General features: G+C 65.8%; 11 protein-coding genes and 3 pseudogenes. 10 read left to right on the top strand and 4 right to left on the bottom strand.

The annotated features are described in order from the left end of the window. Nucleotides 1-206: 206 nt before the first annotated feature. Nucleotides 207-1,580, top strand: a complete 1,374-nt coding sequence (locus DJ70_RS06640) for an FAD-binding oxidoreductase (protein WP_094531291.1) — start codon at nt 207-209, stop codon at nt 1,578-1,580. Between the two features lie 51 nt (nt 1,581-1,631). Here DJ70_RS06640 and DJ70_RS06635 read toward each other — a convergent pair whose 3' ends face one another. Then, nucleotides 1,632-2,414, bottom strand: coding sequence for a hypothetical protein (locus DJ70_RS06635; protein ID WP_094531289.1), 783 nt, complete (start codon nt 2,412-2,414; stop codon nt 1,632-1,634). Between the two features lie 167 nt (nt 2,415-2,581). Here DJ70_RS06635 and DJ70_RS06630 point away from each other — a divergent pair, with 167 nt between their 5' ends. From DJ70_RS06630 to DJ70_RS17760, 5 genes and pseudogenes are all read left to right on the top strand, one after another. Further along, the gene (locus tag DJ70_RS06630; protein ID WP_094531287.1) at nt 2,582-2,851 is read left to right on the top strand and encodes a type II toxin-antitoxin system HicB family antitoxin; all 270 of its coding nucleotides are present in this window, start codon (nt 2,582-2,584) and stop codon (nt 2,849-2,851) included. Beyond that, complete coding sequence (locus tag DJ70_RS06625; RefSeq protein WP_094531285.1) at nt 2,852-3,103, top strand: type II toxin-antitoxin system HicA family toxin; 252 nt, start codon at nt 2,852-2,854, stop codon at nt 3,101-3,103. It abuts the gene before it with no gap. Between the two features lie 327 nt (nt 3,104-3,430). Then, a pseudogene (locus DJ70_RS17615) lies at nt 3,431-6,034 on the top strand (Eco57I restriction-modification methylase domain-containing protein); the annotation flags it as partial. A gap of 123 nt (nt 6,035-6,157) precedes the next feature. Next, nucleotides 6,158-6,829: pseudogene (locus DJ70_RS18035) on the top strand (TaqI-like C-terminal specificity domain-containing protein); the annotation flags it as partial. A 159-nt stretch (nt 6,830-6,988) separates the two neighbouring features. Then, nucleotides 6,989-7,585: pseudogene (locus DJ70_RS17760) on the top strand (class I SAM-dependent DNA methyltransferase); the annotation flags it as partial. Between the two features lie 203 nt (nt 7,586-7,788). Here the strand turns inward: DJ70_RS17760 and DJ70_RS06610 are convergent. Next, entirely contained in the window at nt 7,789-8,130 is a 342-nt protein-coding gene (locus DJ70_RS06610) for a hypothetical protein (RefSeq protein WP_094531281.1), read from the bottom strand. 92 nt (nt 8,131-8,222) lie between these two features. Between DJ70_RS06610 and DJ70_RS06605 the strand changes: the two genes are divergently transcribed. Then, nucleotides 8,223-8,537: a hypothetical protein gene (locus DJ70_RS06605; RefSeq protein WP_094531279.1), complete on the top strand. Its 315-nt coding sequence runs from the start codon at nt 8,223-8,225 to the stop codon at nt 8,535-8,537. 63 nt (nt 8,538-8,600) lie between these two features. Here the strand turns inward: DJ70_RS06605 and DJ70_RS06600 are convergent, their stop codons facing one another. Together DJ70_RS06600 and DJ70_RS06595 are read right to left on the bottom strand one after the other, a co-directional pair. Then, nucleotides 8,601-8,882: a DUF433 domain-containing protein gene (locus DJ70_RS06600; RefSeq protein ID WP_094531277.1), complete on the bottom strand. Its 282-nt coding sequence runs from the start codon at nt 8,880-8,882 to the stop codon at nt 8,601-8,603. A 47-nt stretch (nt 8,883-8,929) separates the two neighbouring features. After that, nucleotides 8,930-9,649, bottom strand: coding sequence for an SDR family NAD(P)-dependent oxidoreductase (locus tag DJ70_RS06595; protein ID WP_094531275.1), 720 nt, complete (start codon nt 9,647-9,649; stop codon nt 8,930-8,932). A gap of 293 nt (nt 9,650-9,942) precedes the next feature. Between DJ70_RS06595 and DJ70_RS06590 the strand changes: the two genes are divergently transcribed. Genes DJ70_RS06590 through DJ70_RS06580 form a run of 3 tightly spaced genes read left to right on the top strand, consistent with a single transcriptional unit; the run spans nt 9,943 to nt 13,225 of the window. Further along, the gene (locus tag DJ70_RS06590; protein WP_143420946.1) at nt 9,943-11,427 is read left to right on the top strand and encodes a hypothetical protein; all 1,485 of its coding nucleotides are present in this window, start codon (nt 9,943-9,945) and stop codon (nt 11,425-11,427) included. After that, complete coding sequence (locus DJ70_RS06585) at nt 11,424-12,089, top strand: ABC transporter ATP-binding protein (RefSeq protein ID WP_094531272.1); 666 nt, start codon at nt 11,424-11,426, stop codon at nt 12,087-12,089. Before DJ70_RS06590 ends, DJ70_RS06585 begins: the two co-directional genes overlap by 4 nt. Beyond that, nucleotides 12,086-13,225 carry an ABC transporter permease gene (locus DJ70_RS06580; protein WP_094531270.1) on the top strand — a complete coding sequence of 380 codons (1,140 nt, stop codon included), beginning with the start codon at nt 12,086-12,088 and terminating at the stop codon, nt 13,223-13,225. Before DJ70_RS06585 ends, DJ70_RS06580 begins: the two co-directional genes overlap by 4 nt. Nucleotides 13,226-13,228 lie beyond the last annotated feature (3 nt).

Below are 13,228 nucleotides of genomic sequence, written 5' to 3'. Positions count from 1 at the left end.
CACCCCCCACCACCCACCCCATTTCACCGGAAACCCGGTGTGTGTCTCCGTCGATCGATCACGTCTACTCTCAGGCATAGTCGAACCGTCCCCTCCCGAAGCGAATGGCGTCGGGTCGACTCCGATTCGATCACGGGTCCGGGCCTCCACCGCTCACCGATCCGGCCCGTCGCTACCTTTTTGCCCGTCACCCGCCAGCCTCCCGCATGACCGACACGTCGTTTCTTCACTCGATCCTCTCGCCGGAGCAGGTGTCGACGACGGACGCCGACCGCGACTACCACGGAACCGACTGGGGAACCGCAGCCGCCGCCTCGCCGCCCGACGTCGTCGTCTGGCCCGAGTCGACCGCGGAGGTCTCCGCGGTGCTTTCGGCCGCGACGGAGCGGGGGATACCCGTCACGCCCTTCGCCGCGGGGACGGGAATCGAGGGCAACGCGGTGCCCGCTCATGGGGGGATCAGCCTCGATCTCACCCGGATGGACGCCGTGCTCGATGTCCGGCCGGACGACCTCCAGATCGACGTCGAACCCGGCGTGATCGGTGCCGACGTCGACGAGGCGGTCGCCGCCCACGGCCTCTTCTTCCCGCCGCTTCCCACCTCGGGCGACATGGCGACGATCGGCGGGATGATCGCGACGAACGCCAGCGGGAAACGAACCGTCAAGTACGGGAAGGTCGGCGACTGGGTGCGCGAGATCGAGGTCGTCCTCGCCGACGGCTCCGTGATCACGGCCGGGACACGTGCCCGGAAGACCTCCTCGGGATACGACCTCCGGGACCTGATCGTCGGCAGCGAGGGTACCCTCGGCGTGGTGACGCGGGCGACGCTCGAACTCGCCGGACGACCCGAGCGGACCCGCGTCGGCCGAGCGACGTTCGGCACGCTCGCGGACGCGACGGCGGCCGCCGCCGACCTCGTCTCCTCCGGCGTCGACGTCAGCGCCGTGGAGCTGGTCGACGAACTGAGCGCCCGGATGGTGAACGACTACGTCGGCTCCGAGTTCCCCGAGGGACCGACGCTCTTCCTGGAGTTTCAGGCCGACCACGGTCTCGAGCGGGAGGTCGAGTTCTGTCGAGCGATACTCGACGCCCACGATCCGGTCGCGGTCCTCCTCGACGGCGAGACCGACCCCGAGGAGGTGTGGAAGCCGCGCCACGAACTCGCGGACGCGGTCCGGGCGTACTATCCCGACCTGGAGTCGCTTCACGCCGGCGACGTCGCCGTGCCGATCGGCTCCTTCTCGAGCATCGTCGCGCACGTCCACGCGGTGGCCGACGCCCACGACGTGCCGATCCCGACGTTCGGACACGCCGGCGACGGTAACGTCCACTTCGACGTGCTCGTCGATCCCGACGAGGAGGGCGCCGTCGCCGAGGCCCACGAGATCTACGAGTCGATCGTCACGGAGGCGATCGACCTCGGCGGGACCGCCACCGGCGAGCACGGGATCGGACAGGGAAAACGCGAGTTCCTGCCGGTCGAACACGGCGATTCCGGGGTTGCGACGATGCGCGCGATCAAGGAGGCGCTCGACCCGCACGGGACGCTCAATCCGGGAAAGGTCTTCCCGGAGTGAGCGCGGGGCCGGGAGCCGAATCGCCGGAAGCCGGGTCGCGGGATCGCACCCCTATAGCTCCGGCGTCGAGGAGCCGTCGATCGGGTCCGCCGTCACTGCGCCGCCGGAGCCGCCGGACGTCTCGTCGCGAAGCTGGAGGTACGCCGCGGCGATCACCCCGTACAGGACGGTGAAGAGGACGCTCGTGACGACGCTCACGGCGATCTCCGAGGCGAGCGCGAGCCCCGCCAGATCCAGGACCGTCCCGACCGCGCCGACGGTGCCGCCGATCCCGCCGGAGAGGACCACGAGCAGGGCGAGCCTGAGCCGGTTGCCGCGCGCGAGCGCCCAGCTCCGCTTGAGCGCGCCGATCGTCCCCTCGTCCTCGACGCCGACCGCGAAGGTGAAAAACAGGAAGGAGGCGGCGAGGAAGATGCCGGGGACGAAGAGCGCCGCGAACCCGAACGTGACCGCGATCGACACGGCGAACCCGCCGACGACCATCGAGAGGGTCGCCCGACCGACGCGCCGCGTGAGCAGTTCCGCGGGGAACGAGGCGAGGTCACGCGCGGGGCGGGCCAGCGCCCGCGAGAGAACCACGAAGTAGACGGAGCTCGCGAGCAGCGTCGCGGCGAGGAGCGCGATCCCGGCCTCCGCGGGGAGGGGAAGCACCAGTCCCGCGGACTCGCCGAACCGTCCCGCGACCTCCGGGGGAAGGTAGCCGATCACCGCGGTGTTGACCGCCGCCTGGGTGACCAGCTGGATGGCGAGCAGCCCGGCGAGGAGGATGCCGCCGGTTTTCGTGAGTATTCGTCCGATGCCGTCGCTAACCGCCTGGCCGAGTTGGAGGGCCATGTCATCGAATCGATGCGACGAGCGTAATAAAACGACCGGATCCGCGGCGAGATGTCCGCGGCGGTGGAGTTCCGATCACGTCACGGCGACGGGAGACGACTCAATGACGACGAGGCGACCGCGCTCGCCCAAGCTCTTATGTACCGTTCCGGTCGTATTCGGGCGTAATGGCCACGTCGACGCGAGAGAATTCCGATCACGAAGGCGAGATCCGTCTCTGGCGGGAGGAGGGGTGGTGGATCGCGAAGGACGTGGAGACGGGGGTGACGACGCAGGGGGACTCACGTGACGACGCGCTGGAGAACCTCGACGAGGCGGTCGCACTCCATCGAGGCGAGATCGGACGCGAGCCGACGGACGCGGAACTCGAAGCGTCGGGCATCGATCCGGCGGACAACGCCACGGGCGACCGGGAACCTCCGGACGTGCTCGAGTAGATGGGGAGGCGGACGTTCGCGGGAGACGAAGTGGTCAAGGTACTCGTCAACGTCGGCGGCTTCGAATGGCGGCGGACGGCCGGCGACCACGCACAACTGTACTACGAACATCCGACGAACGAGGACGATCGCCGCCGAGTGACCGTTCCCCTACACGACGAACTCCGGATCGGGACGCTCCGAGAGATCGCGGACGAGGCGGGTGCCCGGGAGTTCGACGAGTTCTGCGACTGGATCGATCGGAACGCGTAGGTCGCCAAGCACCCGGTCCGATGGGAGTTCGGCCCTCGTCACCGGGGGAGCAGTTTCGGGCTTGCGTTCGAAGAAAAGTCTATACGGCTACCCGTATTCGTCCGTGTCATACGTGATTATCCGCGAACACGTCGGGCGGAACGCCCGGCGGAATGTCGGGCGGAGCGTCGTGGGTCCGGACCGAACCGCCGCCTCCGACTCGCGACGCGACGCGCCCGGATTCGAGACCGGTAACGCGGTCTGCGTCGCCGATCCGACGGGTCCGCTCCGCCCCCTCGCCGCCAGTACGGCTCCGGATGAACGTTCCGCGGCCGCTCCCGTCTGACCATGCAGCAGTCACTCACCTACCGCACGAACCGCGACCTGTTCTCGAACCACTACCTCGACGAGCACCTCCCCGAGACGGAGGCGTGGGACGCGGTCGACGAGGGGGAGCTTCGGGCCGCCCGCGAGGCGGTCCTCGACCGCTACGAGAGCGAGAAGGGGACCGCCCCGAAGCGCAACGAGTCCCAACTCGAGGAGAAGTTCATCCGACCGATGTTCCGGACGTTGGGCATTCCCTTCGAGGTCGAAGAGAGCACGAGCCGGACGCAGCGACGCCCGGACTACGGCTTCTTCGAGAGCGAGGACGCGGCGCGGAACGCCTTCGAGCGCCGCGAGGCGGGCGGCGACTTCTACGAGGACGCCGTGGCGGTCGCCGACGCCAAGCGCTGGGGGCGGCCGCTCGACACGCGCGGCAGCAGCGAGCACGAGCGCGACTTCGAGAACCCGAGCTACCAGATCCACGTCTACCTTCAGGAGACGCCCGCCCGATGGGCGGTGCTGACCGACGGGAAGACGTGGCGGCTCTACTACGGCCCGACGAGCCACCGGCTCGACTCCTACTACGAGATCGACCTGCCGACGGTGCTCGAGGAGGGCGACCTAGAGGCGTTCAAGTACTTCTACCTCTTCTTCCGGCACGAGGCGTTCCTCGAGGACGCCGGAGGCGACTGCTTCCTCGACGACGTGTACGACGAGTCGAACGTCTTCGCCCAGGAGTTGGGCGCGGACCTCCAGGACAACATCTACGAGGCGATCAAGGTGCTCGCGGAGGGGTACCTCCAGTACCCGGAGAACGACCTCGACGAGTCCGACCTGGCGTTGGTCCACGACGCCTCGCTCATCTACCTCTACCGGCTCATCTTCGTTCTCTACGCGGAGGCCGAGGGCCGCGACCTGCTGGACACGGACAACGAGATCTACGAGGAGTCCTACAGCCTGAACGCGCTCAAACAGGAGGTCGCGGCGGAGCTCGACGGCGACGACCCCAACTACCGCGACTGGCAGGACGACCTGAGTTCGCGGCTCGAGGAGCTGTTCGAGCTGATCGACCGGGGGAGTCGGTCGCGGGGGATCCCGGAGGAGGACCTCTACATCCCGGCGTACAACGGCGGGCTCTTCCGGACCGACCCGGACGAGGACGACACCGCCGAGGCGCGCTTCCTCGCGGACCACACGGTCGGCGACGCGCACCTGGCTCGGGTCGTGGACCTGCTGACGCGGAGCGAGCGCGCCGAGGGCGAGGGGACGATCTTCGTCGACTACTCGTCGCTCGACGTGCGCCACCTCGGCAGCATCTACGAGGGGCTGTTGGAGTACCGGCTCCACGTCGCCGACGGGCCGCTAACGGTCGAGGACGGCGAATACTCCGAGGCCGGGGAGGGCGAGGAGGCTGTCGTCGAGGCGGGCGAGGTGTACCTCACGACGGGGAGCGGCGAGCGCAAGGCGACGGGGTCGTACTACACGCCGGAGTACGTGGTCGAGTACATCGTCGACGAGACGCTGGGACCGCTCGTCGACGACATCCGGGAGGACCTGGTCGGGCAGACGACCTACCACAAGGACGACGAGGGGGCGGGGACGTTCGCCGAGGAGTTCGCGGAGCGCGTCTTCGAACTCACGGTCCTCGACCCGGCGATGGGCAGCGGGCACTTCCTGACGAGCGCGGTCGACTACCTCGCACGGGAGATCATCGACGCACAGGAGAAGCAGGCCCAACAGCGCGAGGAGGGCGAGGAGCCGCGGATCGACGAGGAGCGCGACATCAACTGGGCGCGGCGGAAGGTGGCCCAGCGGTGTATCTACGGGGTGGACCTGAACCCGCTCGCGACCGAGCTCGCGAAGGTGTCGCTGTGGCTGCGGACGCTGGCCGCGGAGCAGCCGCTGGCGTTCCTCGATCACCACCTGAAGACTGGGAACTCGCTCGTCGGCAGCGACATCGAGGACGTGCTCTCGAACGGCGACGACTCCGAAACGTCCGACGGGCAGTTGACTCTCCAGCAGTCGTTCGCGCACACGCGCCAGCGGGCCCTCGAACACGTGATGGACCGGTTCCAGGACCTGCTCTCCATCGACAACGAGACGCTCGAAGACGCGAAGGAGATGGAGGACGTGTACGACGAGGTCCGCGACGACCCCCTCTATCGACGCCTGCTGGCGATGGCGAACGTCCACACCGCGGCGCGGTTCGGCCTCGACGTGCCCGACGACGCCGACGAGCGGATGGCGGAGGCGCTGCGGAGCGACTCGTGGGACGACATCGAGGGACAGGACTGGTTCGAGAGCGCGCAGGCGACCGCCGAGGAGGAGCGCTTCTTCCACTGGGAGTTGGAGTTCCCGGTGGCGTTCTACGACGAGGACGGCGAGCGCAGGGGTGATGCTGGCTTCGACGCGGTGATCGGGAATCCGCCGTATGTGAGTCCCGAAAATCAAGCTGAAAGTTTCCGGAACTATCTTACAGATTCTGAATTCTTCCCTTCAACTCACGGTAGATTTGACTTATACCTCTGCTTTATGGATAGATCTGTATACTTGGTGAAATCCGGGGGATTGACATCTATGATTATACCGTACCCTCATTTATATGAGAATTACGCTAAGAAGTTCCGAAACCGACAGCTATACGATTTGAAAACAAGTCGAATCTTAGACCTATCAAATCAATAGGTATTCGAAAATGTGGGTGTGAGGAACATAATACAGACAATACAAAACACGAAATCTGACAGGTACATGATCGATATTAGCCATGGAAGCGAAGGGTCCAGATCTATACAAGATATCTCGGATCCGGTCTCTGTAGAAAACTCATTATTTAAAGAGGTCTACAATAACCGAATTCGTGTTAATTTAGATAGCGAAGATACAGAAATACTACAGAAGGTCCAAGAGCAGATCTTTACGGATGATTTCTATTATGTCTGTAGAGGTCTTGAGATATATTCTGTAGACGCGGGGAACACCAAAGGAGACAGAATTCATGATACAAAACGATCAGCACGTCATAAGCCATATATAGAGGGTAAAGAGGTCGTCCCGTGGACAATACCCTCCCCAACCCGTTATATTGACTATGAACCATCTGAGATGAAACGACCTAGATTCCCGGAATTGTTTGAAAATGAGAAATTATTAATTCAAGATGTAGTTGGAGATAATGGACTTGCTGTAGCTTTGGATGATACTGGAATGTATTGTGATAATACTATAAATTGCTGCGTTAAAGTTACTGAAATAGATGATGAGAAAATGAGAAATACGGATATTCCAACTGGAACAGAGTATAGAGCAATTAGTGAGATCCCAAATGAGAGTATATTAGCTCAATGGAATTCATCGCTGGTAGCGTATTATTATAAAAAATTAATTGAGAGTGGTCTACACGTATATCCGTCTGATATCCGACAGATTCCGGTGTATCTACCTTCAGAGTTATCCATAGACCCAACCCCGAAAGAAGAATTGCCGAAGCAGTCTACACTTAAAAATAAAGATGTGGGTGAAAAAGAACTACTTGGATGGTTAGCTGGATATACAAAACGACGGGTTGAAAATACACACAATCGTGTTAAACTAAATTTAAATCTCCTCGACTACCTCGGCAACTACACCGACGGCCCGGATCTCCCCGACATCGGGCTCTTCCAGCCGAGCGCGTCGAACCTCCTCGACGCGACGACGGAGGAGTACGACAAGCTCCGCGTCGGCGACGTGCGCGCCGAGCGCGACGGGACGAGCGTGACGGTCTCCGCGACGGCCCGGTACAAGCCCGACGACGATGACGCCCACGAGACCGACACCTACGGCTACACCGAGACGGACTTCTTCGAGGCGTTCACCCTCGTGGATCTGACCGAGAACGAGGCCGCGCTCGTCGAGGCGTTCGTCCCCGTCGCGGTCGACGAGGCCGGCGGCTTCGCCGGCTTCCGCGAGAACGCCACCAAGACGAACTCGCTCCTCGACCGCCTGAAGGCGATCACCCTCCCCGACCCCGACGACGTCGCCGACGACCTCCGGCGATACGTCCAGACGAGGGAACGCGCCGACGAACTCGACGCGAGGATCGCAAAGACCGACGAACTGATCGACGAGATCGTCTACGACCTCTACGACCTGACCGACGAGGAGATCGAGATCGTTGAGTCGGCGGTCGGAGAGTAGCGAGTCGGACGCGACCGAGCAGAGCGAGGTCGCGCTTTTTGGTCGAGATTTTTCCGAGAGTGGTCGTGAGCGAAGCGAGCGACTCGACTCCGAAAAAGGTTGGAGTGAGGAGATCGAGATCGTGGAGGAGGCGGTCGCGGAGTAGCGAGTCGGACGCGACTCGGAAAACGGTCGGAGTGAGGTGGTCGTGGAGTAGCGAACGACTACTCTCCGACGCTGTTGAGCGCGCTGTTCAGTTCGAAGAGCTCTCGAACGACGTCGCTGTCCGCGACCCGATATCGGCGCGGGGAAGTGTTCGGGACCTCCGCGATGAGTTCGACCTCCAACAGCAGGTCGGTGTAGTTTCCGACGGTCTGGCGCGTGACGCCCGCGTGCTCGGCGAACTCCGTCTTGTTGAACTCCCGGCCGGGCGGCAGATCGAGAAGCGCGTCGACGAGGATCGGGACCGCGTCGTGCTGCGTGAGATGGAGCCACCCGCTGGGGTGGGCCTTGCGGAGTTCCTTCGTCCGCTCGCGATCGGCGTCCACGTGCTCCGTACTGCTCATACGGCGTACTGGCAGGCTGTGTAAATAAGAGTTTTCACTGCTGTTAATCGCCATTAACAGTATTTATGTGATCACGGTCCAACGTCCCGGATATGGAGAAGCCGTCGGTGAAATGTGCCCTCCTGGCGACGATGATCGCGAAACACAGATGGGGAACTCCGATCACGAGAGAGGATCTCTGTAACCTTTCAGCCATCGACGGCGACTACCCGACCGCACACGAGGTCTATGACGATCTCCGAAGCGAGGCGTACATCACGTATCGCGGCGATCGGGGGATCGAACTCGATCAGGGAAACTTCGGCGGACTCGCTGACGTGCTCTATCACGAGTGTAATTGGGAGAAATGGGAGATCGAGAGCCGACTCAAACACTACGAAGGAATAGAGGGACACGACTGGGCGTGACGGGCTCTCGTCCGGAACGGGTCGCTCTCTCGACGTTCTCGTCCGCAAGGATCCGATACGCCATCACCTGCGGAGGGCGTCGGGATCGGTAGTCAGGTGCTCGTGATCCCGAGCGGCCGCCTCGCGCTGACGTTCGACGGCACGCATCTCCTCCGGATGGTCGTGGTAGTACGTGAGCGCGCGGTAGACATCGGCCACGTCGACGTCGTGACGATCGGCGACCGTCCGCGGTTCGAGACCGCGGTCTTCGACCTGCATTTTGATGAACTCGACGGTGATCCGCCGACCCTCGAGATGCGGTTCGTCGTGTAGATCGCGCACGATCCGCCTCGCGACTTGGCTCATACGGGTTATACGACTCAATCGTACTTGAACGTCGGGTCCGAGACGGATCAGACGAACTCCGAGGGCCGCGGTCCGTTCGTGACGTGGACCTCGAACGGCTGCGTGCCGACGTCGTCCCGCTCCACGAGATGCCAGTACGTCTCGGCCAGTTCGTCCGGGTCGAGGAACGTCTCCGGCTCGCGCTCGGGCCGGCGCTCGCGGGCCTCCGGCGAGTCGATCTGCCCGTCGAGGACGACGTGGGCGACGTGGATCCCCTCCGGCCCGAACTCCTGGGCGATGTCCATCGCCATCCCGCGGGCGGCGAACTTCGCGGCCGTGAAGCCGATCGCGCCGCCGCGGCTCCGCACCGCGGAGGTGGCGCCGGTGAAGATCACCGTCCCGCCGCCCGTCTCGAGCATGTCGGCGACGGCCTCCCGCGAGCAGACGAACGCGCCGCGCCCGCCGACCGCCCACGCCTCCTCGAACGCCTCGACGCTCGTGTCCATGAGCCCCGTCCAGGAGGCCGCGCTCGCGTGGTTGACGAGGACGTCCACGGGACCGAACGCCTCCCGGACCGTCTCGAACCCCTCGCGGACCTGGTCCACGTCGGCCAGATCGACCGGCACGGCGAGCCCCTCGCCCGGCTCGGGGAGGTCGGCGGCGAGCGCCTCGATGTAATCCGCCGACCGGGCGAACAGCGCGACCCGGCACCCCTCGGCGGCGACCTTCCGTGCGATCGACGCTCCGAGCCCCGGACCGACGCCGGCGACGACGACAGTGCGCGTCATGACGCCGCGTACGGCCCGGCGGTTCAAAAGTCCACATCGGTCCCGAAGTCGAGCCAGAGACGGCGGGGAGCGACCGACAGCCCCGCCGGAGGAGACGAGACGCGGTCGTCAGGAGCGATCATCCAACCGGGACTCGTCAGGAAACTCGTCAGGAAAGACCATTTAACCGAGGACGTCCTTCCGGGACGCGTGCAGACACCAGCCCTCCCCCGACGCGTGCCGCGCGGTTCCGACGTACAGGTTCCCCGCTCGCCGTCCCGGTCGAGCCGTCTCCCGTTCGACACGAGATGCGAGTGAGCCGTCCGAGCGTCGCCTCGGCGGTGGTCGGCATCCTTCTCGTCTGCGTCCTCCTGACGGGGTCGCTCGGCGGGACCGCGACGACCGCCTCGGCCGACACGCCCGCCGTACAGGTCTCCTCCGTGACCGCGTCGCCCGACTCGCCGGTCGTCGGCGAGACGGTCACGCTGGAGACGACGATCGCCAACCTCGAGGGAAGCAACGAGACCGTCGAGATCACCGACGTGTACCTCAGAGACTGGCCGACCGAGTACGAGCGCGTCGAGAACGTGGGCTCCGTCGCCCCCGGCGGACGCGTGACCGTGCCGGTGACGACCGCCTTCGACAGCCCCGGCGAAAAGCGGGTGACGGTCAACGTCGTCGTCAGGGACGAGGCGGGCGACTCCCACTCGTACTCGTATCCGGTCGTGGTCGACGTCGAGGAGCTCGACGCTGACGGCGGCCTCTCGATCGACCGGAACGCCTCCGGCGGGGTCGCCGTGACGCTCACCAACTACGGGAACGTGGAGTTCGCCGACGTCGAGATCGCCGCCGTCACCGGGGACCAACCTCGGGCGCGACGGCAGGCACTCGACGTCGCACCCGGCGACGACCGGACGGTCGCGTTCGACGCCGCGGGCTACGACAGAGCCGATCTCGCGTTCGTCGCGAACTACACGGCGAACGGGGAGACCCATCGGCTCCGGCGCGCCTTCGACGAGACGCCCGACGTGCGCGGCGGCCTCTCGGTCGCCGAGGACGATCCGGATCGGACGGCGGTCACCCTCGACAACTACGGGAACGTGGCGTTCTCGGACGTCGAGATCCGCGTGCTGGCCGACGGCGAGGTACGCGACCGGCGATACGTCCGGGACGTCCCGGCCGACGGGAACCGGTCGGCCACGTTCGACACCGAGGGGTACGACGCCGAGAACGTCACGGTCGCCGCGAGGTACGTCGCGAACGGCGAGACACACGAGGTCGCTCGCGAGGTCGCCATCGACCGTCACGTGGCCGGCGAGATACGCCTGACCGCCGTCGAGACCACCCAGCTCGGCGGGAGCGTGTCGATCGACGGCGAGGCGGCGAACGTCGGCGGGACCGACGTCGAGTCGGTCCTCGTAAGCGTCCGCGACGCCGAGGGCGCCGCGCCCGACGGCGGGGGCGGCGAGTACTTCGTCGGCGCGGTCGACGCCAGCGAGTTCGCCACCTTCGAGCTCGCCGCCTCCGTCGAGAACGGGACGTCGGCGGTCCCCGTCGAGGTCTCCTACCTCGTCGACGGCGAGCGGACCACGACGACGCGAACCGTGACCGTCTCCGCGGGAGGTCCGCCGACGGGAGCGGCGGCGGGCGCGCCCGACGGCGGCGGGCCGCACGGAAGCGGCGGGGCGCCGCAGGGGCCGCCGGGCGGTTCGGGACTCCCGACGCTCCCGATACTCGTCGGCGTCATCGCGGTGATCGGCGCCGCGGGCGGGCTCTACTACCTCTGGAACCGCGAATGAGCGTCGTCGAACTCCGCGGCGTGGGCAAACGCTACGAGAGCGGTGCCGAGACCATCGACGCGCTGAAGGACGTCGACTTCACGGCCGACCGCGGCGAGATGGTCACCATCACCGGCCCCTCCGGAAGCGGCAAGAGCACGATGCTCAACCTGATCGGCCTGCTCGACGAGCCCACCGAGGGGACCGTGTCGCTCCAGGGACGGAACGTGACGGACTTCGGCGAGGACGAGCGCACCGAGGAGCGTCGCTCCGCGCTCGGGTTCGTCTTCCAGGACTTCCACCTCCTCCCCATGCTCACCGCCGTCGAGAACGTCGAGCTCCCCTCGATGTGGGACACGTCCGTCGACCGACACGACCGCGCCGTCGACCTGCTTCGCCGGGTCGGCCTCGGCGACCGGCTCACGCACACGCCCGACGAGCTGTCGGGCGGACAGAAACAGCGCGTCGCGATCGCCCGGTCGCTGATCAACGAGCCCGAGGTCCTCCTCGCGGACGAGCCGACGGGGAACCTCGATCAGGACACCGGAGGGACCATCCTCGACGAGATCACGCGGCTGAAAGCGGAGGAGGACCTCGCCGTCGTCGCGATCACGCACGACGAACAGCTGGTCGAGTACGCCGATCGGGTCGTCCGGCTCGTCGACGGGGTGACGCGGACGTGAGCGTCGCCTCCCTCCTCTGGCGGTTCCCGAGCGTGTTGATGGCGTGGCGCAACCTCGGCCGGAACCGGCTGCGAACGGCCCTCGCGGCGCTCGGGATCGTCATCGGCGTCGTGGCCATCTGCTCGCTCGGCATGGCCACCGTCGCGATCGAACAGCAGGCGACCGCCCAGCTCGGCGACCTCACGAACGAGGTGACCGTCTCCTCGGGACCGGACAGCGAGACGGAGGGGGTGACGGAGGAGCAGGTCGCGGAGATGCGGGCGATCGTGACCGACGCACGGGTGATCCCGCAGAAGACGAACCGGACGACGCTCGAGGCGAGAAACGGTCGGGAGGCGCGGGTGAGCGTGACCGGGGTGACCGACGCGAACGCGCTGTACGACCTCACGACTGGACCGGCCCCGGAGCGGCTCCAGTCCGGGGCGTTGATCAGCAACGGCACGGCGGAGAGGCTCGCCCTCGAGCCCGGCGACCCCGTCGAGTACGAGGGACGGATCTACCGGATCCGCGGGTTCATCGAGTCGGAGCACGCCTTCGGCTTCGGCGGCGACCTCGTCGTTCCGGTGTCGGGGCTCGCCGACCAGCGACACTACGACACGGTGACGATCATCGCGGCCGACGGCGACGCGGCCGGGCGGATCGGCGACCGGCTCGACACCCGGTTCAACACCGAAGAGGACGAGGAGCTTCGCGTCTCCACGTTCGGGAACCGGGCGCAGGTCGGCGGGTTCCTCGACACGCTGTCGCTCGCGCTGCTCGGGATCGGGGGGATCTCGCTCGTCGTCGCCAGCGTCGCGATCCTCAACGTGATGTTGATGAGCACGGTCGAACGCCGCGGCGAGATCGGCGTGCTTCGAGCCGTCGGGATCCGCCGGGGCGAGGTGTTGCGGATGATCCTGACCGAGGCGACGCTGCTCGGCGCGCTCGGCGGGCTGGTCGGCGCGCTCGTGTCGCTCGCCACGGGGATGGTGCTGTTCCACGTGATCACGGGCGACGCGACGGCCGCCCTCGGATGGGCCAGCTCGCGATACCTGGTGTACGGCTTCGGGTTCGCCGTCGCCGCCAGCGTACTGAGCGGCGCGTACCCCGCCTGGAAGGCCGCGAACGAGTCCCCCGTGGAGGCGCTCCGCGGCTGAGCC

This window comes from Halorubrum halodurans, assembly GCF_002252985.1.
Taxonomy (GTDB): domain Archaea; phylum Halobacteriota; class Halobacteria; order Halobacteriales; family Haloferacaceae; genus Halorubrum; species Halorubrum halodurans.
The sequence above is the reverse complement of the archived record's forward strand: the minus strand, read 5'-3'. Positions and strand labels throughout refer to the sequence as shown.